This is a genomic window from Rhizobium sp. BK181 (genome assembly GCF_014193305.1).
Taxonomy (GTDB): Bacteria; Pseudomonadota; Alphaproteobacteria; order Rhizobiales; family Rhizobiaceae; genus Rhizobium.
Map to the genome: position 1 here is coordinate 22,875 of NZ_JACHZA010000005.1, position 25,384 is coordinate 48,258.

A 25,384-nucleotide genomic window follows, 5' to 3' on the forward strand; every position below is an offset into this window, starting at 1 on the left:
GCGAGGCGTCTGAGTGACGCGCGCCTCCTGAACAGAACCTAGTCGAACTTCTCCGTGGTATCGGCCTTGCCCTTGACCCAGTACCCGGAAGCCTTGATCCAGTGCAACGGATAGCCCCGCTCCGTAACAAGATAGGCGCGGATTGCGCGGGCAACCGACGCCTCGGCTGCGACCCAGACGAAAGTTTCCGGCCGAATATCGACTCCCCGCAATATGCTCAGAAGCGGTCCGGCATCCGTCGCATCCGAAGGCGATCGTTCCGCCCAATGCAGATGTAGATCCGCCTTGGTTTCGAAGATCTGCCTCTCCGCCTGCCCTGCCACCGCCGCGATCGCGGTGATCACCATGCCGACATCGCTTTCCTCGATCCGGCGTCCCATGGTAGGCAGCGCGGTTTCGTCGCCGATCAGCAGCCACCGGGTCACGGTTGAGGACACCACCGCTGAGCCTCGCGGCCCGCCGATCGCAAGCGTATCGCCCACGGATGCCTCAATCGCCCACTGGGTCACCGGGCCGGCTTCATGCAAGGCAAAGTCGATCGTCAACGTGCGGGCATCGTTGTCGTACCGCCGTGGCGTATAGTCGCGACGGGCCTCGCCCTCGAGCGCAGGCACAAAGACTTTCACGTGATCATCCGGCGCTAGGCTGATGAAGTCCGCAAGGTCGTCGCCCGTCAGGACGATGCGGCGCATGCCCGGCGTGATGTCCGTGACTTCGGCGACCGTCAGGGAGCGGCGACGTAGTTCATGACGAACCCGTTTGATCTGTGGAGCCGGCAGGCTGAAAGTTGAGTTCTGATTGCTATCCATCGTGTCCTTCAGAGGCTCTTCACCTCGATCCGCAGGACACAGTCGCGCAGATCGAAGCCGCAGAGCCGTTCGATCATACGCGTTGAGTGACGTTAACGCTTACGCGGCCGAGCGACGCCCGACCGTTGACGCGCCGGATGTAACCGACATCTCAGGGCCGTGCAACAACGCTTGGCGGTAAATGGCGATTGTTGCCAAAGTTTAACTTTCATGCCGGCGACTACCGAGCAAATCTTGTCAGCAGGGCCGCGCATGTGGGTGTCTCAACGCGGGCACCCCTCGAGGAGTCGAAGATGGACAGCAAGATTCAAGACGTGCTTGATACCTACCATGTCATGATCCGCGAGGAGCAGAACAGCCCTCGCCAGCTTGTGCCCGGCGGCCGCGACGAGGGCAGGACATGCGTTTGCGCGCGGTCGGTCGGGAAACCGGGCAACTTATCAACATTCTCGCCAAGAGCCTCGAAAAGCCGGTCATTCTCGAGCTTGGCACTTCCTTCGGCTATTCCGGCATCTGGCTGGCGGAAGCGGCGCGGGCGGCAGGCGGCAGGCTGATCACCATGGAGTTGCACGAGTATAAGTCCGCACATGCCAAAGAGATGGCGACAAAGGCTGGGCTCGCTGACTGGATCGATTTCCGGATCGGTGACGCGGTCGAAATGATCGGTGACCTCACCGATGGCATCGACTTTGTCCTCGTGGATCTCTGGAAGGACTTGTATCTACCTTGCCTCGAGGCCTTCTATCCCAAGCTCAAACCCGGCGCGATCATCGTTGCGGACAACATGCTGCGTCCCGGCGACGAGAACGTCAGGCAATACGGCAAAGCGATCCGGGCCAGGCCCGGCATTACCAGCGTGCTTTTGCCGGTCGGCAGCGGAATCGAGGTGAGTCGCTTCGACCGATGAACTCAAGCCTTACCGAGTGAGGCCCGACGGAGCCCCGTCAGCCAAACTAGGATCTACAAATAGTGTGCCGTCCACGGCCCCGAAGCAGGTTCTGACCGCAACGACAATCCAGATCGCCGCGAGCACGATCACAAGAACGGCACCGAGCATCGCGAGCGCCGGAAAATGGACCGCCGCCGCAAGACGCAGCGTTGCAACCGCGTAGACACCGATCGGAAAGGTGTATCCCCACCAGCCGAGGTTGAATGGCAGGCCATTCGCCACGTAGCGGGCAGTTATGGCCAGCGCCATGCCCAACCACCACAACCCATAGGCCCAAAGCAAGATCGCGCCGAGGAATGCGGCACCCGACATTGCGCCGGCAAAGAGGCCGAGACCATTGGCGGCGAGCACCGCGTTCCCGTTCAACGCAAAAAGGATCAGTCCGAGCGCCCCGGTCCCTATCGGGCCGAGCGACAGGAAAGCGGTCGACGCCATGCTGGCCGGAGGCAAGTTGTGAAGCACCATCCGCAGGAAGAGGATGCTGAGCAGCCCAAGCGCCAGCGGCACGGAAGCGGCCCAGAGCACGTAACTCGCAAACAGCACCGTCATCTGGTTACCCGCGCCGGGAATGTGAGGAAGCAGCAACCCGCCGCTTGCCGCGGTGACTTCGCAGGCAACCACCGGCAACAGCCACACCGCACTCATCTCTTCGAGCACATGCGTCTGCCGGGTGACCATCGCGAACGGAATCGCAAGACCGGAAAGCACCGCAAGCGCCGCATCGAACCACCACAGGCCAACCGCCACCGAGATGGCGGCTTGGCCAAACCACGCTGCGCCAAAGATCACCGTTCCATTTATGATGGTCGCCAGCCCCATCGGGACGCACCCAAAAAACATCGACACGACAGGGTGGGCGAACACACGCAGGGCATCCCGCGGGTACAGGATCCATTTGCTTGCATAGAGAGCCGAAAGGCTGGCGAACAGCACGATGTTCGCCAGCCACAACACTTCCCCGAAGATCGACAATGCCGGCGCATTCGGGAACTGCGCGAGACAGATGGCAAAAATGCCCGTACCCATCGTTGCCGCGAACCAGTTCGGCGTAAAATGCAGGATGCGCCAGTGTCCTTCGGACGGCGTGGGTCGAATGCCTGGAACGGAAAATGCGGTCATGGCTGTATCCTTCGTTATCGCGCTTGGATACGCCGCTAGATCAATCGACTCCAACGAATTATAATTATAATTTTGTTCGACAAAATCGAATGATCAATTGAGGACCGGTATTCCTTTGACCCTTGAACAGCTTCGAATCTTCGTTGCAGTCGCCGCGCGAGAGCACATCACTCAGGCGGCTGCCGACCTCAACATGACGCAATCGGCCGTCAGCGCAGCAATCACCGCGCTCGAAAGCAGGCATCGCGTTGCGCTGTTTGACCGTGTCGGTCGCTCGATCGTGCTGAACCAAGCTGGGCGGATGTTCCTCAAGGAAGCGCACGCGGTCCTCGCGAGCGCACGCGCCGCCGAAGCTGCCTTGATGGATCTTTCCGGCCTGATGCACGGCGAACTATCGATCATGGCGAGCCAGACTGTCGCCGGCTACTGGCTTGCATCGCGTCTCGCGGAATATCGCAGGCATCATTCCGGCATCGCGTTGAACGTCAAGATCGGCAATACGGAGGAAGTGACGGATGCTGTAGCGGAAGGGCGAGCAGAAATCGGCCTCATCGAATGGCCACAGCAGCGCCGGGGCCTGTCGATGAGAAACATTGCCACCGACGAGATGATTGTCGTCGTAGCGCCCGGGCACGCCTGGGCCGACGGAAAACCGCGAACCATCAGAGATTTCACCCAAACCGCGTGGATCCTGCGCGAGACAGGTTCCGGAACCCGACGCGCTTTCGAGAGCCTTCTCCAAACAGCCGGACTGACGGTCGCGAAGCTGGATGTTCCCATGTCTCTGCCGGGCAACGAGACGGTGATTGGCACTGTCGAGGCCGGACTGGGTGCAACGCTGATATCACGAAGCATCGCCACCCCGTTTCTCCGGGCCGGAACTCTCAAGGAAGCGAACATTCCTCCCTTGCCCCGGCCGTTCTTTCTGCTCCGCCATCAGGAGCGCTACCGCAGCAAGGCGGCGGACGCGTTTGACGCTATGGCGTCAGCAGCCGATGCCGGCGAGCAGAGGTAAATACGCCGCCGTCAATCAAAACTTCGTCCAGCCTGCAGCATCGGGCGGCGGCCCAGTAGGAGCCATGCACCTTCAGCGGTACCTTCTGCGACTGCTCTTCGGTTTTGATCCTAAAAGCAGGGATCGGTCGGGCGCGCACAGAAAATCTAAATACGATCAAAATTATAAATCGCAGAAGCTATAGGCGAAACGCCTGGGTGTTGTGCAAGGCTGAAAGATTCAGGCTCCCTGGAGCCTTCCGATTTCATTCCACCGCGAGTGATGAGCATGACTGCACTGACCGTGATCGGCCAGCACCTCGATGACGCGGCACTGATCGACGCGCCCGTGCCCGCAGCCTTCAACCATCAGCTCAAGCTCAGCCTTCAACGCCATCAAGCTCCGGATCCTCTGCTCGACTTCGATTAGGCGAGCCTTGGCGATCGCATCTGCGGACGCGCAGGACTGGTGCGGATCGTCCTGCAGGGTGAGGAGAGTGCGGATCGCCTCCACCTCGAACCCAAGCTCGCGGGCGTGACGGATGAAGGCAAGCCTGCGCAGATCGGCCGGCTCGTAGGAGCGTTGATTGCCCTCGCTACGATTTGGCTCCGCAAGGAGGCCGATGCTCTCATAGTAGCGGATTGTCGGTACCTTGACGCCGCTTTTCCGGGACGCTTCCCCGATCGTGATCTTTTTCATGATTTTCCTCTTGCACCTCTAGTCGCTAGAGGATGTAGGAAAGATGCTTCGAACTGACAAGGAAGCGGATCATGGGCGAAACGGTCGAGAAGCGATACAGGGTCGGCGGCATGGACTGCGCGAGCTGCGCAGCCAAGATCGACACGGCCGTCCGACGTATGCCCGGCGTCGAAGACGTTTCGGTTTCGGTGACCGCCGGAACGATGACCGTACGCCACGACGGCAGCAGCGACCTTATCGCCATCGAAAAGAAAGTCACGAGCCTAGGCTATAGCGTCTCGCAAGCGGCCGGCAGGTTGCCGGTGGATACGGAGCAGGCAGGCCGTTCCCACCATGACCATGACCATGGTGACCACGATCACGCCGGGCACAACCATCAGGCTCACGATCATGCGGCGGAGCAGGCGCCGGATGCACTGGAGGGGCTCCACGGCCACGACGCGCCGATGGTTGGTCCCTGGTGGCAAAGCAGGAAAGGTCGCCTGACCATATTCTCCGGTGTGGCGCTCGTGGTCGCCTACGTCATCGGCCACCTTGTGCCTTCCATTGCGCCTTATGCATTCGTCGTTGCGATGCTCGTCGGGCTTGTTCCGATCGCTCGTCGCGCAGTCACGGCTGCCTTGTCGGGCACACCGTTTTCGATCGAAATGTTGATGACCATCGCGGCAGTCGGCGCGGTGATCATTCATGCCGGCGAGGAAGCCGCAACCGTGGTTTTCCTGTTTCTGGTTGGCGAACTGCTGGAAGGCGTCGCCGCAGGCAAGGCACGGGCAAGCATTCAGTCTCTGACGACTTTGGTTCCGAAACGGGCCTTTATTGAGGAAGGTGGCACGACCCGGGAAGTGCCGGCCGAAAGCCTCGCCGTCGGCGCGATCATTCTGGTTCGACCTGGTGACCGCATCGCGGCAGATGGCGCCATCCTGTCTGGCGAGAGCGCCATCGACGAAGCCCCTGTCACCGGCGAAAGCACACCAGTGCGCAAAGGTGAAGGCGACGCGGTTTTTGCCGGCACGGTCAACGGTGACGCAGCACTGCGGGTAAAGGTGACCGCAGCGGCCGCCGACAATACAATCGCGCGTGTCGTCCGACTCGTGGAGGAGGCACAGGAGTCGAAGGCTCCGACCGAACGCTTTATCGATCGTTTCTCGCGCTACTACACGCCTGGTGTGGTCGTCGTTGCTGCTCTGGTTGCCATCCTGCCGCCGCTTCTTATGGGAGCCGCTTGGGACGAATGGATCTACAAGGGCCTCGCCATACTGCTGATCGGCTGCCCCTGCGCCCTTGTGATTTCGACCCCAGCCGCGATTGCCGCCTCGCTTTCTTCGGGAGCGCGCCGCGGCTTGCTGCTGAAGGGCGGCGCAGTGCTCGAGACGCTCGGCAAAGTCACCGCCGTCGCCCTCGACAAGACCGGCACGCTAACCGAAGGCAAGCCGCAGGTCACCGATGTAATCGCTTTCGCAAAGGATGAAGCGGATGTTCTGAGGTATGCTGCCGCCCTTGAGACAGGCTCGAGCCATCCGCTGGCGCTGGCGATCCTGGCACGGGCAACAGCTGTAGGTATCCCGGTACCCGCAGTGAACGGCGCCAAGGCCCTGGGAGGGAAAGGCATCGCCGGGACAGTCGAGGGTCAGCCTGTGTTCTTCGGATCTCCGAAAGCTGCCGGCGAGCAAGTTCCGCTCTCATCCGATCAGACCGCGCGTATCACTGCACTCAATGACGATGGGAAAACAGTTTCGGTGCTGATCGTCGGCGACACGCTGGCAGGAGCGATCGCCATGCGCGACGAGCCGCGCGGCGACGCCAAGTCCGGTCTTGAAGCGCTGACTGTGGCGGGTATCAAGACTGTCATGCTCACGGGCGATAATCACCGCGCTGCCGAGGCCATCGGCAAAGAACTCGGCATCCAAGTCCGAGCCGAACTGATGCCGGAGGACAAGCAGCGCATCGTGAACGAGCTGAAGCGCGGCGGACTGATCGTTGCCAAGGTCGGCGACGGCATCAACGATGCTCCTGCCCTTGCAACCGCCGATGTCGGCATCGCCATGGGGGGCGGCACCGATGTGGCGCTGGAAACTGCCGACGCCGCCATCCTTCATGGACGTGTCAGCGATGTGGCGGCAATGATCGAACTCTCGAAGCGCACCATGCGCAATATCGTCCAAAACATCAGCATCGCGCTGGGCTTGAAAGCCGTCTTCCTGGTGACGACCATCGCTGGCATCACCGGCTTGTGGCCCGCGATCCTGGCCGATACCGGTGCGACAGTGCTCGTCACAATCAACGCACTGAGGCTCCTGAAGCCGGCGAAGTAGACCGCGCGGCGAACGGCAACAACGGAGACGTCGGTCGCCCGCGCTACTGCTTCTCGCCCAGATACTGAAACAGCGTCCGCTTCCAACGCTGATCGTGAACCGCCTGAAGGACGGCGACATCGATCGCCTTGCGATAGGGCCGTCCAAGGGGCATCGCGAGCCCGTAGCTCTGAGGTTCGAAATCGACATCCAGCACTTGAACCGTGCTGGAGAAGCGTTGTTCGACGGTCCAGGCAAGTAACGGCTTGTCGTACACGAAAGCATCGATCGATCCTGCTTCCAGCGCCTTCAGCCCGTCTGCCACCTGGGGAAATGTCCGATGCTTGATGCGTTCGCCGTCCAGGAAACCGATGGTCGCCGAGTTGGCAAGCGTCCCGACGCGCACGCCCGGCAGATCCTCGACGCCGTTGACGAGCCCACGCATCTGCCTTGTTGTCAACGCGGAGGTGACGCTGGCCGTAAAGACCGCGATCGTGATGATCGAGACCACCATCCAAATAATCGCGAGCGCCCTGCCCGCGATCGTGATCGGCCCGCGGTGACCGGTGCTTGCCTGGGTCATGGCCTCCGCCGACCACCAGATGCTTGCTCCCAAACCACGTCCAAGCGGCCCGCCGAAATCGTCGTTATGACGCCGCTCGAACAGCCACACCAACGCGCCGACAAGCAGAGAGATGCCGATCAATGCTCCTGCCGCCTGCAGGAAGCCCGCCGAAATCATTGTCCGGATGATCTCGCGCCATACTGATACGCTATTGACCGAAACAGCTATTCCCAGCCCTGTGTCGTAGAAAGGCTGACTGAAATCGACGATACGCTCGCGATCGGCGGTGATGGTGATCGCCGCCACGGAAACATCGTAGTCGCCTCGCGATGTCGCTTCGAGGAGTTTCTGGACGTTGGGTTCCTCGGCAAGGCGAAACTTCAGTCCGAGCTTCTCGGCAACTTCCCGCCAGAGGTCGATGGAAATACCTGTCCAATTTCCATCGGCATCCTTCATCGCAAAGGGTGGTGCCTCCTTGGTGCCGATCACCAGCTCTCGCTGTGGAAACTCTTGTCTGTCGGACGGCTGCGGCATTTGGGCGTGAGCGTTTTCGCTCCCCATCGCTGCTAAAAGCATCACGGCGACGAATGCCCAGTGCCCCCGGTGAAATGCGGCATGCAGGCGTGCGCGTACGTGGCGCGCGAAGAGGGCCGCAAAGGGAATTGCCATCATGCTCGTTCGCACCCGGCCTCCAACATCGAAAGGTTCTCTGCAACGGCTCTCAAGCCGGTCGCGGCCTCGCCCTCGAGATCCAAATCCACGCGAAGAGGCGATCCGAAGCGAGACACGAGCAGGCGTAAATTGGAAGTACGTTACTGTAAAATTGCCTGCAATGGGACCGGCAAGCCCATGAGCATTCGCGGATTCGAGCGCGTCATCCTGGCGGCTCACATAACCTTCACGAAGATTTGCGCGTATCGGAACATTTTACCCGTCTGGGAGTTAACGTTTAGAGGAGGAGTAACATGACGAATGACTTCAACAAGCCGAACCCGGTGAACACGCCGGCATCGAAGAGCAGGACGATCTGGATTGTGCTCGCAGCGATCGTTGTCATCGTTGCCTTGGCGGCCACATATTGGCCGAGAACACAGAGTTCTTCGACAGCACCAGCGCCGACGGCGTCCGAGCCAGCTTCGCCGCCTGCGTCGACTGCACCAGCATCACCGCCTGCAGCAAACGCGCCCGCGAGCGCTCCGGCGACCCCTGCCGCTCCAGCCGCTCCGGCCCCCGCTGCTCCGGCTCCGGCCACGCCGCAGTAACGGCAAGCCCGCTTGGTCTGGCGGGCCGATGCTTCGTAAGCGTAGAAGGCCGGCAGCGTCTCTCAGTTCGCGCCGGCTCTCAGGATACGATGCGTGCTTTGATCCAGCGCACTACTCGCCTCCCGGCCGTCCTTGGCAAGACCATTCGCCGTATTTGCGCAGGATGACAGGCTCACAAGAGATGAGAGCGCAAGGACGATAATCACGGCTGACTTTGTCATGGACGCACCCGAATAGGTGAAAGGAACGATAGTCGCTCGCGACAGTGATTATCAACGCGAGTGATCAACAGGCAAAACGAGAAAACCCGGCGCAGGTTCCCGCGCCGGGTTTTCTCATTGCCTTGGGAGCAAAACTCAGTCGACTGCGAAAACCAGCGGCTTTGCCTGACGGATCGCCGGATTTGCCGTCAGCTTGGCAAGCACCTCGTCGCCGATCGGACCGTCGACATAAAGCAGCGCGATCGCATCGCCGCCCTGCTTGTCGCGGCCGAGCTGGAAGTTCGCGATATTGACGCCGGCAGCACCAAGCGTGGTGCCGATGAAGCCGATCATGCCGGGAACGTCGGTGTTCGTGAGGTAGACCATGTGCGAACCGACATCGGCATCGAGATTGATGCCCTTGATCTGGATAAAGCGGGGCTTGCCGTCCGAGAAGACCGTGCCGGCGATCGATCGGGTCATCGTGTCGGTCTTGACGGTGAGCTTGATGTAACCATCGAAGACGCCGGTCTTGTCGCGCTTGACCTCGGAGAGGACGATGCCCTTTTCCTTGATCATGACAGGAGCCGAAACCATGTTGACGTCGGCGACCTGCGGCCGGATCAGGCCGGCAAGCAGCGCGCTCGTCAACGCCCGCGTATTCATGCCAGCCGTCGCGCCGTCAAAGAGGATCTCGATTTCCTTGATCGGCTCTTCCGTCACCTGGCCGACGAAGGCACCGAGAACATCGGCGAGCCGGATGAACGGCTTCAGGATCGGTGCTTCCTCAGCAGTGATCGAGGGCATGTTGATGGCGTTGGAAACGGCACCCTTCACCAGATAGTCCGACATCTGCTCGGCAACCTGCAGGGCCACGTTCTCCTGGGCTTCCGTCGTCGACGCGCCGAGATGCGGAGTGCAAACCACGTTCGGCAGGCCGAACAGCGGGCTTTCTTTGGCGGGCTCGACTTCGAAAACGTCGAAACCGGCTCCGGCGACATGACCGGACTTGATGGCTTCGGCAAGCGCTGCCTCATCGACCAGACCACCACGGGCGCAGTTGATGATGCGAACGCCGGGCTTGGTCTTGGCAAGGTTTTCCTTGCCGAGGATGCCGCGGGTCTTGTCAGTCATCGGCACGTGCAGGGTGATGAAGTCCGCCTTGGCCAGAAGCTCGTCCAGCTCAACCTTGGTGACGCCCATTTCCTGGGCGCGCTCAGCCGAGAGGAAGGGGTCGTATGCCAGAACATGCATGCCAAGGCCGATCGCCTTCTTGCAGACGATGCCGCCGATGTTGCCGGCGCCGATGACGCCAAGCGTCTTGCCGGTGATTTCGACGCCCATGAACTTCGACTTTTCCCACTTGCCGGCCTGGGTCGAGCTATCCGCCTGCGGCAGCTGGCGGGCAACGGCGAACATCAGAGCGATGGCGTGTTCGGCCGTAGTGATCGAGTTGCCGAACGGCGTGTTCATTACGATGATACCGCGCTTGGAAGCGGCCGGGATATCGACATTGTCGACGCCGATGCCGGCGCGGCCGATGACCTTAAGGTTGGTCGCGGCGGCGATCAGCTTTTCCGTTGCCTTGGTGGCGGAGCGGATAGCGAGGCCGTCGTAGTTGCCGATGACTTCGGCAAGCTTGTCCTTGTCCTTGCCGAGCTGCGGCTGGAAATCGACTTCGACGCCGCGATCACGGAAGATCTGGACGGCAGTTTCCGACAGTTCGTCGGATACGAGAACGCGAGGTGCCATTGGGGGCTTCCTTCAAAAGGTTCAACGATGGAATGTAATCGGGATTGCGAGGCTCCGCCCGTTCGGCGGAGCCGGATGCGATCAACTCAGGCGGCAGCCTGGGAAAGCGTCGCCTTCTGCGTTTCGAACGCCCAGGAGAGCCACGGCATCAGCTTCTGCATGTCTGCAGTTTCGATCGTGGCGCCGGCCCAGATGCGCAGGCCAGACGGAGCGTCACGGTAATGGCCGATGTCGTAGGCGACACCTTCCTTGTCGAGCAGGCTGACGATGCCCTTGGCGAAGTTCGCCTGGCCGTCGGCGTCGAGTGCCAGAACGTCCTTATCGGTGATCTTCAGGCAGACCGAGGTGTTGGAAGCCGTCTCGGCCTTGACGGCCAGGTTGGCGATCCAGTCATTGGTGGCGACGAAGTCGGCGATGACCTTGGCATTGGCGTCGGCGCGGGCCATCAGGCCCTTCAGGCCGCCAACATCCTTCGACCAGAGCAGTGCGTCGATATAGTCCTCGACGCAGAGCATCGACGGCGTGTTGATGGTTTCGCCGGTGAAGATGCCCTCGATCAGCTTGCCGCCCGAGGTCATGCGGAAGATTTTCGGCAGCGGCCAGGCCGGTGCGTAAGTCGTCAGACGCTCGACAGCGCGCGGCGACAGGATGATGACGCCATGAGCGCCCTCGCCGCCGAGAACCTTCTGCCAGGAGAAGGTGACAACGTCGAGCTTGGCAAAATCGAGGTTCTGCGCAAAAGCAGCCGAGGTGGCATCGCAGATCGTCAGGCCCTTGCGGTCGGCCGGGATGAAGTCGCCGTTCGGAACGCGAACGCCCGAGGTGGTGCCGTTCCAGGTGAAGACGACGTCGCGGTCGAAATCGATGGTCGAAAGGTCCGGCAGCTCGCCGTAACCGGCTTCGATCTTGCGGACGTCTTTCAGCTTCAGCTGCTTGACGACGTCGGTGACCCAGCCGGCGCCAAAGCTTTCCCAGGCGACCATGTCGACGCCGCGCTCGCCGAGCAGCGACCATAGCGCCATTTCGACGGCGCCGGTGTCGGAAGCGGGCACGATGCCGATGCGGTAATCCGCCGGCACTTCGAGCACGTCACGGGTGAGATCGATGGCCTGCTTGAGCTTCGTCTTTCCGATCTTCGCGCGGTGCGAACGGCCAAGCGGCGCGTCGGAAAGGGCTTCGAGCGACCAACCGGGACGCTTCGAGCAAGGGCCAGAAGAAAAATGGGTGTTATTCGGACGGACGTCCGGCTTTGCGGTGGCAGCGGCCATATGTATACCCTTCCAGGTAATTAGCCTCTCGTTGGGGAGAGGTGTCCCGCCGCCGTGGATATAGATCGCGCCTGACATAGTCAACGGGCAAGAGTCGCAACTGGAGGATTTTTTGGTCTACGCGCGTCACTGCGTCGCGGACTACCAGCCGGCGATACGCAAACCGATACGAATCTCGTGCCGCGTCAATCCGTCGTCGCGGCCGCTGGTCCCGGAGGGGGCGGTAAACATGCTGCCGCCAGCAATATCGGAGAAGCGATAGCCCAAATCGACCTTGATGTTGTTGGTGATTTCATAACTGAGGCCGGCCATCAGTGCATAGGTGAAGCGCCAGCTGTTATCGCCGTTAAAATCTTGGGGGGAAAACGCTGCCGCCGAACAGGCCGAAGCAGCATCGACGCACTCGGGTTGCGAACGTACGCTGCCCCATCTGACGTTGGTTATCCCAATGCCGGCGCCGACATATGGGGTGAAGCCGGCAACGGTCGCAAGGTCCGCATAGCCGTTGGTCATGACGCCATAGGCCCGAAGATCGGCGCGCACACCGGAGGTGCAGGCGGTCCCGGCAGGCGAGGATGCGGCACAAGGCAGATTTGTGTTGGCCGTGCCGGTAAAATCGCTTTTGAAGAAATCCCCCGTCAGGTCGGCGCGCCAGATGTCGGTGAATTGATAGCCAATCCCCGCACCGCCAGAAACGGGCTTCGAGAAGCGTGCCGAATCGAACTCGTGGGTAGCCCCGTCATCGAAGCGGTAGTCCGGCGTTTCGTTGCCGGTCCATGGAGCATAACCAAGATCACCGCGGAGATACCAGCCGGTCGTGGACGAGTCGCCCGGAATGCTTATCTCCGGTGCCTCAGCAATAGGGGGCTCCTCCGCCATCGCCCGCCCACCAAGCAGGACAAGGCTTGCCGCAGTGGCGAGGATCGTGATGGACGATTTCATTGCAATTCCCGACCGGGCAAAGCGGTGCCCGCATGACTGACCATGCGGTATTATTCCAGCGAGATGCTAACGCGCGGTTAACCATATTTGTTAACTTCGATTGAGGTTCAAACCACGAAAAAGGCCGCCGTGACGGCGGCCTTGAAGTCGAAAGCTCCTGCAACGATGAACGAATTGGCTATTGCAGCGAGTAGCGCAGGCCGAGTTTGAAGTCGTGCGAGGTAATGTTGTTGAAGTGCATCGGGCCGGTGTTAACGGTGTCATCATAGGAGCGGAGCCGGCCGCTTTTTGCGTCACCAAGGTCAACGTAGCTGTAGCCAAAATCGACGGTCAGGCGGTCGGTCACTTGATAGCCGATCCCGGCGTGCAGCGCCCATGCAAAGTTCCACGTGGAGTCGCTGTCCCCGTATGCAACTCCGAGCGTAGGGACATTAACATCGCGGAAACGAGAGATCGTATTGCGTGACGCACCGATACCGGCGCCCACATACGGCGTGATGCCCTCCCAGGTGCCGATATCGACATAGGCGTTGGCCATCAACAGCCATTCCGACTTGGCACCGTCGTAGTCATTCGTGGCATCCCAGACAGCCGTGCCCGTTGCATCGGTGTGTCCATAACGATCAAGCGCAGAGAAATCAGTCTTGCCGCGATACTGGACGATCGCGTCGCCACGAAGCCACTGGTTGAATTGGTAGCCAACACCAAGCCCACCGAGCGGCCCGCTGTCAAAGCTGCCGTCATCGACAAATTCGCGAAAATCAACGTCGTCAAACAGCTCGTGCTGCATGCTGCCAAGACGCTGATTGGTCATGCCTATATCGCCGCGCAAGTACCATCCGCCAAAGACGGGAACCGGTGGCGGCGCCGGGTCGACATAAAGATCGGCAGCGAAAGCCGGGACACCTCCCATCAGCGCCGCGGCCGCGGCAATCAAAAATCTCTTCATAGTATTCTCCAGGAACAATCAATACCCAGCACGCGCCACTAGACCGCGTCTGACCTTTATTCATCCTGGACTCTTACAAATTAGAGTTAATGTCCGATTAAATTTACAAGATATTTATCATGATGTTACGGGAACGGACGCGCGCCAGCTGGGACGCTGGCGGCACCCGACAAAAAGCGTGAATGTCGACTTCAGGCCGCGGAGCGCACGTTCGAAATCGTGCCGATCAATTCGTTGACGATCCGCTCGATCTGCGAGCGATCATCACCCTCGGCCATGACGCGGATCAGAGGCTCCGTTCCGGACGGGCGGATAACCAGGCGGCCATTCTTTGCGAGCTCGGCCTCCGCATCGGCAATCGCCTTCTGCACCTGAATATCCTCGAGCGGCTTGCCGCCGGAGATGCGCACGTTACGGAGGAGCTGCGGCACGGGGTCGAAGCGACGGCACACTTCGCTGACCGTCCTGCCGGTCCGCTTGACCGCGGCGAGGATCTGCAGCGCGGCCACCAAGCCGTCGCCCGTCGTGCCATAGTCCGACAACACGATGTGTCCGGACTGTTCACCGCCGACATTGTAGTTGTGCTGACGCATGTGCTCGACAACGTAGCGGTCACCGACCATCGTACGCACGAGACCAAGTCCCTTGTCGTCGAGGAAGCGCTCGAGCCCGAGATTGGACATCACGGTCGCAACAATGCCGCCGCCGCGAAGCTGCTGGCTCTCGGCGTAACTTTCGGCAATTACAGCCATCAGCTGGTCGCCATCGACAACCGCGCCGTTCTCGTCGACGATGATGACGCGGTCGGCGTCGCCATCAAGCGCAATGCCGATATCGGCGCGCACTTCATCGACCTTCTTCTGCAGCGCGACCGGGCTGGTAGAACCGCAATTGAGATTGATGTTCGTGCCGTTCGGCTCGTTGCCAATGGTCACGACATCGGCACCGAGTTCCCAGAGAACAGCTGGAGCGACCTTATAGGCGGCCCCGTTGGCACAATCGATCGCGATCCTCAATCCCTGCAACGTCACGTCGCGCGGCAGCGTGCGCTTGGCGTGCTCGATGTAGCGGTCGTGAACGCCGTCAACGCGCTTGGCGCGGCCGATGTCATCCGACTTCGCAAGCTGCGAGGACAGATCCTTCTCAAGCAAATCCTCAATCTGCGACTCCAGATCGTCGGACAATTTGTAGCCATCCGGCCCAAAGAGCTTGATGCCGTTGTCCTCGTAGGGATTATGCGAGGCGGAGATCATGACACCGATATCAGCACGCAAGGACCGCGTCAGCATAGCTACGGCCGGTGTCGGTATAGGACCGAGAACGAACGCATCGACGCCTGCCGCGGTGAAGCCGGCCACCATTGCGTTTTCGAGCATGTAGCCCGAAAGGCGGGTGTCCTTGCCTATGACGACGCGATGACGGTGGTTGCCTCTCCGGAAGATCGTTCCAACTGCGATACCAACTCGCATCGCAAGATCCGGTGTCATCGGGAACACGTTGGATTGACCGCGAATGCCATCCGTACCGAAATAGCGTCTTTTCATATGCACCCCTGTGCCTTGGCGCGCCTTCGGGCTGCGCATTACCGCTTGTAAAAATGAGCCGCCACAGGCGGAATTATCGCTACAAGAGCCCCAAATGAGGCCTCGCTATGTCACCGGCATGACATAAATCGCGGTGTCCATCACGTAAATTAGCAAGAAAACCCATTACATCGCGTTACCGACGCGAAAGGCCGGCGTCCTAACGGACCCGGCCTTTCGGTCATTCTGCAAGAGAAATCAATGCGGCTGCGGCTCCAGGCCAGCCTCCGGCTCGTCACCCTTTGTCGCTGGGCGCGTGCCGGTCTTCGGCACGGCCGAACCGCGGCTGGGCGGCGCGTCATCGCCGAGATCGCGCGACGGCTTCTCGCCGCGAATCAACGCTTTGATCTCTTCGCCCGTCAGCGTTTCGTACTCGAGCAGCCCCTCGGCGATCGCCACGAACTCCTCGTGGTGGTCGGTGAGAATGCGGCGCGCTTCCGAATAGGCGTCGTCGATCAGGCGACGGACTTCGGTGTCGATCGTCTGAGCGGTGGCCTCAGAAACATTCTTCGACTGCGAAACCGAGTGACCAAGGAACACTTCCTGCTGGTTTTCACCGTAGGAGACCTGGCCAAGCGCATCCGAAAAGCCCCACTGCGTGACCATTGCACGCGCAAGCTTGGTGGCCTGCTCGATATCGGACGATGCGCCGGAGGTGATGTTTTCCTTGCCGAAGGTCAGCTCTTCTGCAACGCGACCACCCATCATGATGACGAGGCGCGACACCATCCACTTGTAGCTCATGGAGTAGCGGTCGCCTTCAGGCAACTGCATCACCATGCCCAGCGCACGGCCGCGCGGAATGATGGTTGCCTTGTGCAGGGGATCCGCAACGGGAACCTTCAACGCGGTGATGGCATGACCGGCTTCGTGATAGGCCGTCAGCTTCTTTTCCGCCTCGGTCATCGCCGAAGAGCGGCGCTCGGCGCCCATCATGATCTTGTCCTTGGCGTCTTCGAACTCCTGCATAGTCACGACGCGCTTATTGCGGCGCGCGGCCATCAGGGCAGCTTCGTTGACGAGGTTCATCAGGTCAGCACCGGAGAAACCGGGCGTCCCGCGAGCCAGAACCTTGAGATCGACGTTCGGTGCCAGCGGCACATTGCGGGCGTGAACCTTCAGGATGCGCTCGCGGCCGACGATATCGGGGTTCGGAACGACGACCTGGCGGTCGAAACGGCCCGGACGCAGCAGTGCCGGATCGAGAACGTCGGGACGGTTGGTCGCAGCGATCAGGATGATGCCTTCGTTGGCTTCAAAGCCGTCCATCTCGACCAGCAACTGGTTCAGCGTCTGCTCGCGTTCATCGTTACCGCCGCCGAGACCGGCGCCACGGTGGCGACCGACGGCGTCGATTTCGTCGATGAAAATGATACAAGGCGCGTTCTTCTTGGCCTGCTCGAACATATCGCGGACGCGGCTTGCGCCGACACCGACGAACATTTCGACGAAGTCGGAGCCCGAGATCGTGAAGAACGGCACGTTTGCTTCGCCTGCGACGGAGCGTGCGAGCAGGGTCTTACCGGTGCCGGGAGGGCCGACCAGCAGCACGCCGCGCGGAATCTTGCCGCCGAGACGCTGGAATTTCTGCGGATCGCGCAGGAATTCAACGATTTCCTCGAGGTCCTGCTTGGCTTCATCGACGCCGGCGACGTCATCAAACGTGACGCGGCCATGCGCTTCGGTGAGCAGCTTGGCCTTCGACTTGCCGAAGCCCATCGCGCCGCGCGAACCACCCTGCATCTGCCGCATGAAGAACAGCCAGACGCCCAGGATCAGCAGCATCGGCAGCAACGTGCCGATATAGCTCAAGAAGCCCGACGAACCGTCGGTTTCCGGGCGCGCCGAAACCAGGACGTTCTTCTGCTGCAGGCGATCGAGCAGGTTGTCATCAACGACAGGGGTATAAGTCTGGAAGGTGGTGCCATTTTCAACATAGCTGCCAGACACGCGGTTGCCCGTGACGACGACTTCCTTTACGCGGCCCGCATCCACTTCACGCAAGAATTGCGAATAAGGGATTTCGCGGGAGCTGGTCTGCGCCGGCGACGTCTGGAACATGCTGAACAGAGCAATCAGCAGCAGAGCTATGATTGCCCACAAGGCGAAATTACGTAAGTTAGGGTTCATCGAACTCCCCAGCACTGGAACAGCCGCCTCATGGCGACCGTCTTATTTGGCCTCTAACATAGGATTGCCTCAGGTGAATGCCAAGGCAAACTGGACTGTTAGATAGATTTTCCGTCAATAAGACCTAAAGGCGGTTTTGGATAGGGGCGTGTACCAAAGGCAGCCGCAAGGCTATCTGCGAAGATGAAATCAAATCGTGTCAAAAAACGGTCGAAGGGCGAAAAATAGGGACTGATCCGTACTTTCTCGCCAACACTCGCCAGTGGATCTTCTCCTGCGAAATCAACGATGCGTGGTGCCGCCGCCAAGGCTCGCCGAACAACATCCCTGGGCAGTCGACCGCTGACGGGCCCGTGTTGACCTGCAAGAATAGTGATGTCGTCCGGAGATCCGTTTTCAACGAGGAACCGGCTGTCCCAGAGACCGCGCGCACCCGGCGTCAACGTCAACGGCAAAATGCCGCGGCTTTCGCGGACAAGAAAGAGCCCGTCGCGCCGAAGGTCGAAGACCACCCTGCCCGCGGTTATCCGGCCCGGCTTCCCACTTTCAACAAGACCGAGCACATCATCCGTCTGTTTTCGCCCGAGCGGGAATGCCTGTCCGCCGAACACTGCCGCAAGGCGTGGAACGGCATAACAAAGCGTCTCTCGATCGGCGAGCCCGGCCGGCATCACCTGACCTATCCAAGGAGAATGCAGGGCAAAATACTGATGCAACCATCGGCCCGCCGACGTGGCGAGCGCCGCGCGCACAATTGCCCCGTCCGCGCCAGACGCAACCTCCGCTTCCCCCGCCAGCCGCAAGCGCACCCGAACGCGCTCATATTTCGGATCGTCGTTGCTCGGGTCATCGATCCAGGCAACCTGTCGCGCACGGAGAAAGTCGCGAATAGCTTCCCGTCTGCAGCTGAGCAGTGGCCGAGCTATCCAGAGGCTTCGATCGAAAAGGACGAGGTCCGCAATACCGGTGCTGGCTTGCTGAGAGCGCTCCTTGCGCATGGCAAGCGTCTCGCGCTGGTCGTCTGCCGTATGCCCGGTCACGACAATATCGGCGCTCAGGCTTTCGGCGGCATCGGCAAGCAAGGCGTATCGAGCATCGCGCGCCGCCGCCATGATCCCTGCCTTGGGCTTTTCGCCCTGCCACACCTTGACCAAGTGCGGGATACCAAGCGAGCTGCAGAAGGCTGCAACCTCGCGCGCCTCCTCGGCCGATTCTGCTCGCAAGGTATGATCGACGGTGGCAGCACAAAGAGAGATTGTTGAATTGGGTGTGGCCTTGAGAGCTTCGGCAAGCGCCAGAAGCAGGCCGGTTGAATCGCTTCCACCTGAAATCGCGACAAGAATGCGCGTGGGCTTGGTCAGCGATGCAAGAAAACGGCGCGCTGCCGTCTCAGGTAGAAGGGGGCCGTCCGGGCACAAAACCGGAAGACCTTAGCAGGCGAGGCGTTTTTGCTCGCTGGCGACCTTGGTTATGACGGCACGCGAAGCCTTGGGGTAACGCTTCGGGACTTCCCGCAGCGTGGCGCATGCGGTTTCCGTATTGTCGAGCGCTGCGAGCGACATGCCGAGCTTCAGCAGCATTTCCGGCGCCTTTTCAGAGCTGCCGTACTTCTTGTGCGCATCGAGAAACCGCTTGGCGGCTTCGTTATACTTGCCCTGCGAGTAGAGCGCCTCGCCAAGCCAGAAATTCGCGTCGGCTGCCCGTGCGCTGCTCGGATACTGAGCGATATACTGGGTGAACTCCTGCTCTGCCGTCGAGTAGTCACCGGACAGAACGTGGCCGTAGGCAGCCTTGTACTGATCGGCTTCGCTGCCGAGCGACGCAGTCTGCGACGAACGACCGGAATCGACACCCGGAACCGGGCCTGATCCAACCGTGGCATTCTCGTTGACCGAGCCGCCGACCGGATTGCCGTTCTTGTCGAACTCCATCGAGCCGAGCTGCTTCGGCGGCTGACCGAGACCCTCGTTTGTCGGAACATCGGTCGAGGGAGCCGTTTCGGCTCCCTGTGGTGCTTGGATCACGCGGGCGACATCATCGCCGCTCTGACCCTGAACCGGAGGAGGCACATCGGCCTCGCTCTTCTTCATTGTCTTGGTGCTACCGCCGGCACTGCTGCCACCGCCGCCTTTTTCCAGCTCCTGGAAGCGGAATTCGTTGTCTTCCTGCGCCTTGCGGATCGTTTCCTGCATCTGCAGCAGCTGGAAGCTCATCTCCTCGATGCGGCCGTTCAGCTGGCGCAGTTGCTCTTCAAGCTGCTGAACGCGAACTTCAGCTCCGCCGGCCTGCACGTTTACGACCGGTGCCTGAGGCTGCCGATCCGCGGCTTTGCCGCCGATCTGCCAACCCAAAATCGACGTCGCATTCGCCGATTGGCCCGCCCCGGCCACGGCCGCGAGGCACAGCATGCCCGCAACGACAAGTTTTTTCATATGGTTCGTCCTGTCCCAGTGATTCTTCGCACCCTTTGGCACGAACAGGAGATTTTTCCAATTGCTTTCAAAAAGCAACGGAAACTGGCCAAAGTGTGTTCAAAAAGAAAAGGCGGCCCGCAATGGAGCCGCCTTTCGAAATTGTAATATTTCCCGGCAATTACATGCCGGCGCCACCCAGAACGGTGACCGCGCGGCGGTTCTGCGACCAGCAGGAAATATCGTCGCAGACGGCGACCGGGCGTTCCTTGCCGTAGGAGATGGTCTTCATGCGCTGAGCCGGAACACCGCGCGAAGCAAGGTAATCCTTGGTAGCGGCTGCACGGCGAGCACCGAGGGCAAGGTTGTATTCGCGCGTGCCGCGTTCGTCGGCGTGACCTTCGACGGTGATGGCATACTTCGGATAGCGAGCGAGCCACTGAGCCTGACGGTCGAGCGTCTGGGCGGCGTCCGCGCGGATCGAGGTGGAATCGGTGTCGAAGAAGATGCGGTCGCCGACGTTGACGGTGAAGTCCTGAGCCGAACCCGGCGTTGCGGCGCCGGCGCCAAGGCCGAGATCACCGGCGCTGTTGGCCATGTTCTTCTTGTTGGCGCAACCGGCCAGAGCAAGACCGGCGACAAGCGCGATCATGACGGGGTTGCGGGCGAAATTCTGCATGCGGCTCATTGCCGGGGTGTGAATTCGGCTCATGGCCGGTCTCCTTGCGACTTGATTAAGGTTGCCGGACTGTAACCGTATTGGGTTAATCGGCATTCAAGAATTATGGTTAACAGATGGTTGATTTGTCCCTCAGTCGCCCCAATCAGGGATTTTTGCGGCGACAAAAAGGCACATCCACAGGCTTTTCTACTCGAGAAGCGGCGACCAGGCGGGGTCGGAAGCGTAGGTCGGGGTCTTGATGAGCTGCTCGTTATAGCCCGTCAGATCGATCGAGTAGAGCTGCGGACCACCTGCACCTGCGGCCTGGCGGAAGAACATGATGACGCGGCCATTCGGCGCCCAGGTCGGGCCCTCGTTGTGGAAGCCCGTCGTCAGGATGCGCTCGCCCGAACCGTCCGGCTTCATGACGCCGATCGAGAACTTGCCTCCCGACTGCTTGGTGAAGGCGATGAGATCGCCGCGCGGAGACCAGACCGGCGTCGAGTAGTTGCCGTCGCCGAAGGAGATACGCGTCTGGCCGGAGCCGTCGGCATTCATGACGTAGATCTGCTGCTTGCCACCACGGTCGCTTTCGAACACGATCCGTCCGCCGTCCGGCGAATAGGACGGCGAGGTATCGATGGCCGCAGTCGAGGTCAGGCGCGTCGTCGTGCGTGAACGCAGGTCCATCGTGTAGATGTTGGCGTTGCCTTCCTGCTGAAGGCTCATCACGACCTTCTGGCCATCCGGCGAGAAGCGCGGGGAGAAGGTCATGCCCGGGAAGTTGCCGACAACTTCGCGCTGTCCCGTTTCAAGCTGCAGCAGGTAAACCCGTGGCTGCTGGTTGGCGAAGGACATGTAGGTGACTTCCTGCCGGTTCGGCGAGAAGCGCGGCGTGAGAACGAGGTCGCTGCCGTTCGTCAGCATGCGGACGTTGAAGCCGTCCTGGTCCATGATGGCGAGCTGGCGCTTGCGCTCCTGCTTGGTGCCGGACTCCGAAACGAACACGACACGCGTATCGAAGTAGCCTTCCTCGCCGGTGATCTGCTTGTAGATCGCGTCGGCGATGATGTGGGCCACGCGGCGCCAGTTTTCAGGCTGCGTGTAAAACTGCTGACCTGTCATCTGCGTGCCGGCAAACGTGTCCCACAGACGGAACTCGGCGCGCAGACGACCGTCGCTTTCCTGCGTCACACGACCGGTCACGAGTGCCTGCGCATTGATGACCTTCCAGTCCTCGAAGCGCGGAGCGGAATCCGGGTTGGAAATCTTCTCGATGAAGGCGTTCTTGTCGATCGGCTTGAAAAGGCCGGAGCGCTGAAGGTCGGCGGCAATCACCTGCGAAACCTGCGCGCCCATGTCGCCCTGCAGGAAGTCCGTGATCGCGATCGGCAGCGGCTCGACGTTACCCTTGTTGATGTTGATTTCGACAAGCGCGTTGGCCGGCGTGGCGACAACCGCAGTGGTTATCATGCCGACGGCGACCATCAAGGCGCGAATGAGGGAACACTTGGTCATGGAGGACAAGCCTTTCAGCATTTTAAAGGGCTAGATCGCTGGGATCGAAGTTGACGATAACCTCGCCCCAGGCGTCATATTTGTCTTTTGGGAGAGTGGTGAAAGGCGACGACTTCATGACGGCACGCTTGGCACCGCTTGCCAACGCCATGCGCGTCGCCTCGTTGGTGCCGCCAACCGCTTCGACCTCGGGCGAACCGATGATGTTGCCATCCGGGTCCAGCTTCATGTGGACCTTGATGCGAACGTCGCTGGCACCTTCCATCCCAGGAATAACCGACCAGTTGCCGGCGATCGCGCTGCGCAGCGCATCCATCTCGCTCATCGAAAGCTTTGAGCCGCCGGTAGCCTTCTTGGCACCGAGCGATGCAACCTCGGTCGAACTCTTGGCGCCACCATTCGACGGGTCCTGCTTGTTCAGCAGCGCCGCGATATCATCGGCGTTGAAGTCGCTCTGCTTGGAGGAGGCGGACTTGGCCTTCTCCTGCTTCTTGTCGGCCTTCTTCTTGTCCGTCGGCTTCTCGTCCGCCTTCGCCTGATCCTCGGTCTTTTTCTCCGGGGGCTTTTCGGCCGGCTTCTGTTCCGGCGGCTTGGCTTGCGGCTTCACGACCGGAGTCGGAACCTTGTCCGGCAGCGCCTCGGCGTCCGGCTTCGGTGGCTCCGGCTGTTCCTGTGGCGTTTCCTCAGGCTTTGGCGGCGTCGGCGGGGTGATTTCGGGCTTCGGCGGCGTAATGGACGCGACCTGCTTCGGCTCGACGTCCGTCTCCTCCTTCATGATCTCCTTCACGTCGTTGGGGACGGGATCATTCTGAGGAAGAGGCTTTTCGACGGCCTTGGGGGCAGCAGCGCTCTCGTTATTGCTGGGCTTGGCGTTCGGGACCGGCGGCGTCTTAAGGTCGACCTTGTTCTCGCCCATGTTCTCGGCGTTTTCGACATTGGTCGGCTTGGCCGTCGGCTTCGGCGCCGGCTTTTCACTCGGCTTGGCCGTCTTGTCGCCCTGCTGCATCTGCGTCATTTCTTCGACGGGCACGAGGTCGACGGGCATCGCCTCGAAATCCTCGACCTTGAACTGCTCCGGGGAGCCGATCGAGATCAGCGCCCAGGCAAGCAGTGCACAGTGCAGAGCCGCAGATGTGACGATACTGGCCTTCATAGCGTTCGCTATTGGTCCTTCTTCTGCTGCGTCACGAGGCCGATGTTCTTGTAGCCGGCACCCTGGATGCGAGCCATGACGTCGGCGATCACGCCATAGGGCGCGGTCGCGTCGCCGCGAACGAAGATGCGTTCATTGTAGCCGGTCGTCGCTATCGCCTCGAGCTTCGCTGCAATCTCTTCCACCGGGATCGGCGTTTCCTGCAGGAACACCTGGCCGTCGTTCTTCACCGAGATCGTGATCGGCTGCGTTTCGGAATTCAGCGCCTTGGCCTGTGTTTCCGGCAAGTCGACGGGCACGCCGACCGTCATCATCGGTGCTGCCACCATGAAGATGATCAAAAGCACCAGCATGACGTCGACGAGCGGCGTCACATTGATTTCGGAGATGGCACCACCTCTGTGGCCACCGCGACGACGACCACCGCGACCACCGCCGCTACCGCCACCGCTTGGAGCACCCATACCCATATCGTTGACTCCGTTCCCGTCGATTACTGCGCGGCCTGGCGCGGCTGCAGTTTCTCGTCGATCTGGCGCGAAAGGATGGCGGAGAATTCATCCGCGAAGCCTTCCATACGGCCCGAAAGCTTGCCGGCGTCGGCAGTGAACTTGTTGTAGGCGATAACGGCCGGGATAGCGGCAACAAGGCCGATTGCGGTTGCAAGCAGCGCTTCAGCGATACCCGGAGCAACGACCGCGAGGTTCGTCGACTTCGAGCCGGCGATTGCCTGGAAGGAGGTCATGATACCGACGACCGTACCGAAGAGGCCGATGAACGGGCCGGCCGAACCGATCGTTGCCAGCGAGCCGAGGCGGGCTGAGAGGAATTCGGATTCGCGCGCCAGCGTAACGTCCATGGCGCGGTCGATACGCATCTGCAGACCGATCGGGGAGCGCGCACCGCGCTCGAACGACTTCTTCCATTCGCGCATCGCCGCAACGAAGATCGCGGCAAGGCCGGTATTGTTGCGCTCCGATAGCGTGCGATAAAGCTCTTCCAGCGACTGGCCCGACCAGAATACCTGCTCGAACTTCTCGAACTGGCGCCGTGCGCGACCATACGCCAGATATTTGTCGATGACGATCGCCCAGGTCCAGACCGAGGCTGCGATGAGCCCGAGCATGACCAGCTTGACGACGAGACCTGCCTGCATAAACAGCGACCAGAGGCTGACGTCGGCCGTTGCTGCTGCCAATCCTACTTGTTCCATTGATCCAAAATCCCCGAATCCAAACGCCCGGCACTTGACCGGGCGGCACAAAGTGATCTCGCAAGAAGTGTCTGGCGGCCGCCGCCCAAAGCCCTGGTCAAGCTTCCAAGCTCTTATCCGCCTTCCTTGCCGTCAAATTTGGTCAAAGGAAGGCGTGCACCGCACAAACTCTGACAATCCGAGTAAGACACTATTATGGTTAACAGTTCGTTAGCGCCGGATCATGACAGCGAAACTATCGGAGAAAGATTTATCCCTTGGATTACTTGGTCAGATCTAGCTCGATGACCACAACAGCGCTTATCTTCCAGCGCGTAAATTCCTTCACACAAAACTCATGTTTATGCAAGGCCGGAATCCCGCGTCTTTTCAGCGTTCACGACCAACCCAGGCGAATCGCCGCACGCAAACCGTGTCGATCACATTGCGCGCGACAAGGGCTCAGGGCCCGCGGAGCGGCTTGCTGCCTTCAAGAAATTTCTCGGCGAGTGTCTCCGGCAATCGTCGCGGCCTGGCATTGGCATTGATGACGGCGATGATCACCTTGGCGGCGATGAGCAGCGTTTCGCCGCGCCGGATCTCCTGATTGAGGACCATCTTGGCGCCGCCGGCTTTTTCGGTGTGGGTCAGGACGGTCAGGATATCATCCATCCGCGCCGGCTGCTTGAAGTCGATCTCCATGCGGTGGACGACGAAGACAAGCCCTTCCTCGTCGGCATTGATCAACTCCCGCTGCTCGACGCCGAGACAACGGAGGTAATCGGTGCGGCCGCGCTCGAGGAAGTGAAGATAACGCGCATGGTAGACGAGGCCGGAAAAATCGGTGTCCTCGTAATAAACCCGCTGCAGGAGCCGGTGACCCGTTTCCGTGAGTTCACCCGAAATCGAAAAACCGTTGTCCGCCATAATTTTCTCC

The 25,384-nt window shown here is 60.5% G+C and carries 21 protein-coding genes and 1 pseudogene; 3 read left to right on the forward strand and 19 right to left on the reverse strand.

What is annotated here, in order from left to right; translation table 11 throughout:
- Positions 1 to 38: 38 nt before the first annotated feature.
- Entirely contained in the window at positions 39 to 809 is a 771-nt protein-coding gene (locus tag FHT77_RS14495; protein ID WP_183755693.1) for a siderophore-interacting protein, read from the reverse strand.
- A gap of 293 nt (positions 810 to 1,102) precedes the next feature.
- Between FHT77_RS14495 and FHT77_RS14500 the strand changes: the two are divergent.
- A pseudogene (locus FHT77_RS14500) lies at positions 1,103 to 1,716 on the forward strand (O-methyltransferase).
- A gap of 9 nt (positions 1,717 to 1,725) precedes the next feature.
- Here the strand turns inward: FHT77_RS14500 and FHT77_RS14505 are convergent.
- A complete protein-coding gene (locus FHT77_RS14505) occupies positions 1,726 to 2,877 on the reverse strand; it encodes a TDT family transporter (protein ID WP_183755694.1) in 1,152 nt (383 codons plus the stop codon).
- 115 nt (positions 2,878 to 2,992) lie between these two features.
- Between FHT77_RS14505 and FHT77_RS14510 the strand changes: the two genes are divergently transcribed.
- Complete coding sequence (locus tag FHT77_RS14510) at positions 2,993 to 3,892, forward strand: LysR family transcriptional regulator (RefSeq protein WP_183755695.1); 900 nt, start codon at positions 2,993 to 2,995, stop codon at positions 3,890 to 3,892.
- A 219-nt stretch (positions 3,893 to 4,111) separates the two neighbouring features.
- On the opposite strand, the gene FHT77_RS14515 is transcribed toward FHT77_RS14510, so the two are convergent.
- Positions 4,112 to 4,570: a MerR family transcriptional regulator gene (locus tag FHT77_RS14515; RefSeq protein WP_183755696.1), complete on the reverse strand. Its 459-nt coding sequence runs from the start codon at positions 4,568 to 4,570 to the stop codon at positions 4,112 to 4,114.
- Between the two features lie 71 nt (positions 4,571 to 4,641).
- On the opposite strand from FHT77_RS14515, the gene FHT77_RS14520 reads away from it, so the two are divergent.
- The gene (locus FHT77_RS14520) at positions 4,642 to 6,882 is read left to right on the forward strand and encodes a heavy metal translocating P-type ATPase (RefSeq protein WP_183755697.1); all 2,241 of its coding nucleotides are present in this window, start codon (positions 4,642 to 4,644) and stop codon (positions 6,880 to 6,882) included.
- Positions 6,883 to 6,925: 43 nt separating this feature from the next.
- Here the strand turns inward: FHT77_RS14520 and FHT77_RS14525 are convergent, their stop codons facing one another.
- The 16 genes from FHT77_RS14525 to ybgC all read right to left on the reverse strand — a co-directional run bounded on the left by FHT77_RS14525 (position 6,926) and on the right by ybgC (position 25,374).
- The gene (locus FHT77_RS14525; RefSeq protein WP_409527457.1) at positions 6,926 to 7,987 is read right to left on the reverse strand and encodes a transporter substrate-binding domain-containing protein; all 1,062 of its coding nucleotides are present in this window, start codon (positions 7,985 to 7,987) and stop codon (positions 6,926 to 6,928) included.
- 388 nt (positions 7,988 to 8,375) lie between these two features.
- Complete coding sequence (locus FHT77_RS14530; RefSeq protein WP_183755698.1) at positions 8,376 to 8,678, reverse strand: hypothetical protein; 303 nt, start codon at positions 8,676 to 8,678, stop codon at positions 8,376 to 8,378.
- Between the two features lie 366 nt (positions 8,679 to 9,044).
- Positions 9,045 to 10,640, reverse strand: coding sequence for a phosphoglycerate dehydrogenase (gene serA, locus FHT77_RS14535; RefSeq protein ID WP_183755699.1), 1,596 nt, complete (start codon positions 10,638 to 10,640; stop codon positions 9,045 to 9,047).
- Positions 10,641 to 10,726: 86 nt separating this feature from the next.
- The gene (locus FHT77_RS14540) at positions 10,727 to 11,908 is read right to left on the reverse strand and encodes a phosphoserine transaminase (protein ID WP_183755700.1); all 1,182 of its coding nucleotides are present in this window, start codon (positions 11,906 to 11,908) and stop codon (positions 10,727 to 10,729) included.
- A 141-nt stretch (positions 11,909 to 12,049) separates the two neighbouring features.
- On the reverse strand, positions 12,050 to 12,850 hold the full coding sequence (locus FHT77_RS14545) for an outer membrane protein (protein ID WP_183755701.1): 801 nt from the start codon (positions 12,848 to 12,850) through the stop codon (positions 12,050 to 12,052).
- 178 nt (positions 12,851 to 13,028) lie between these two features.
- Entirely contained in the window at positions 13,029 to 13,799 is a 771-nt protein-coding gene (locus tag FHT77_RS14550; RefSeq protein WP_183755702.1) for an outer membrane protein, read from the reverse strand.
- A gap of 191 nt (positions 13,800 to 13,990) precedes the next feature.
- A complete protein-coding gene (gene glmM / locus FHT77_RS14555) occupies positions 13,991 to 15,343 on the reverse strand; it encodes a phosphoglucosamine mutase (protein ID WP_114714619.1) in 1,353 nt (450 codons plus the stop codon).
- Positions 15,344 to 15,580: 237 nt separating this feature from the next.
- Positions 15,581 to 17,512 carry an ATP-dependent zinc metalloprotease FtsH gene (gene ftsH, locus FHT77_RS14560; protein ID WP_016557215.1) on the reverse strand — a complete coding sequence of 644 codons (1,932 nt, stop codon included), beginning with the start codon at positions 17,510 to 17,512 and terminating at the stop codon, positions 15,581 to 15,583.
- 98 nt (positions 17,513 to 17,610) lie between these two features.
- Positions 17,611 to 18,930 (reverse strand): tRNA lysidine(34) synthetase TilS, encoded by a 1,320-nt coding sequence (gene tilS, locus FHT77_RS14565; protein WP_183755703.1) that lies wholly within the window; start codon positions 18,928 to 18,930, stop codon positions 17,611 to 17,613.
- Positions 18,931 to 18,942: 12 nt separating this feature from the next.
- Positions 18,943 to 19,944 carry a tol-pal system protein YbgF gene (ybgF, locus tag FHT77_RS14570; RefSeq protein WP_183755704.1) on the reverse strand — a complete coding sequence of 334 codons (1,002 nt, stop codon included), beginning with the start codon at positions 19,942 to 19,944 and terminating at the stop codon, positions 18,943 to 18,945.
- A 160-nt stretch (positions 19,945 to 20,104) separates the two neighbouring features.
- Positions 20,105 to 20,635 (reverse strand): peptidoglycan-associated lipoprotein Pal, encoded by a 531-nt coding sequence (gene pal / locus FHT77_RS14575; protein ID WP_040675631.1) that lies wholly within the window; start codon positions 20,633 to 20,635, stop codon positions 20,105 to 20,107.
- A gap of 156 nt (positions 20,636 to 20,791) precedes the next feature.
- On the reverse strand, positions 20,792 to 22,102 hold the full coding sequence (gene tolB / locus FHT77_RS14580; protein WP_183755705.1) for a Tol-Pal system beta propeller repeat protein TolB: 1,311 nt from the start codon (positions 22,100 to 22,102) through the stop codon (positions 20,792 to 20,794).
- Between the two features lie 22 nt (positions 22,103 to 22,124).
- Positions 22,125 to 23,255: a cell envelope integrity protein TolA gene (locus tag FHT77_RS14585; protein WP_183755706.1), complete on the reverse strand. Its 1,131-nt coding sequence runs from the start codon at positions 23,253 to 23,255 to the stop codon at positions 22,125 to 22,127.
- An 8-nt stretch (positions 23,256 to 23,263) separates the two neighbouring features.
- The gene (gene tolR, locus FHT77_RS14590; protein ID WP_025660914.1) at positions 23,264 to 23,719 is read right to left on the reverse strand and encodes a protein TolR; all 456 of its coding nucleotides are present in this window, start codon (positions 23,717 to 23,719) and stop codon (positions 23,264 to 23,266) included.
- 29 nt (positions 23,720 to 23,748) lie between these two features.
- Positions 23,749 to 24,468 carry a protein TolQ gene (gene tolQ / locus FHT77_RS14595; protein ID WP_016557208.1) on the reverse strand — a complete coding sequence of 240 codons (720 nt, stop codon included), beginning with the start codon at positions 24,466 to 24,468 and terminating at the stop codon, positions 23,749 to 23,751.
- 441 nt (positions 24,469 to 24,909) lie between these two features.
- Positions 24,910 to 25,374 carry a tol-pal system-associated acyl-CoA thioesterase gene (gene ybgC / locus FHT77_RS14600; RefSeq protein WP_016557207.1) on the reverse strand — a complete coding sequence of 155 codons (465 nt, stop codon included), beginning with the start codon at positions 25,372 to 25,374 and terminating at the stop codon, positions 24,910 to 24,912.
- Positions 25,375 to 25,384: the final 10 nt, after the last annotated feature.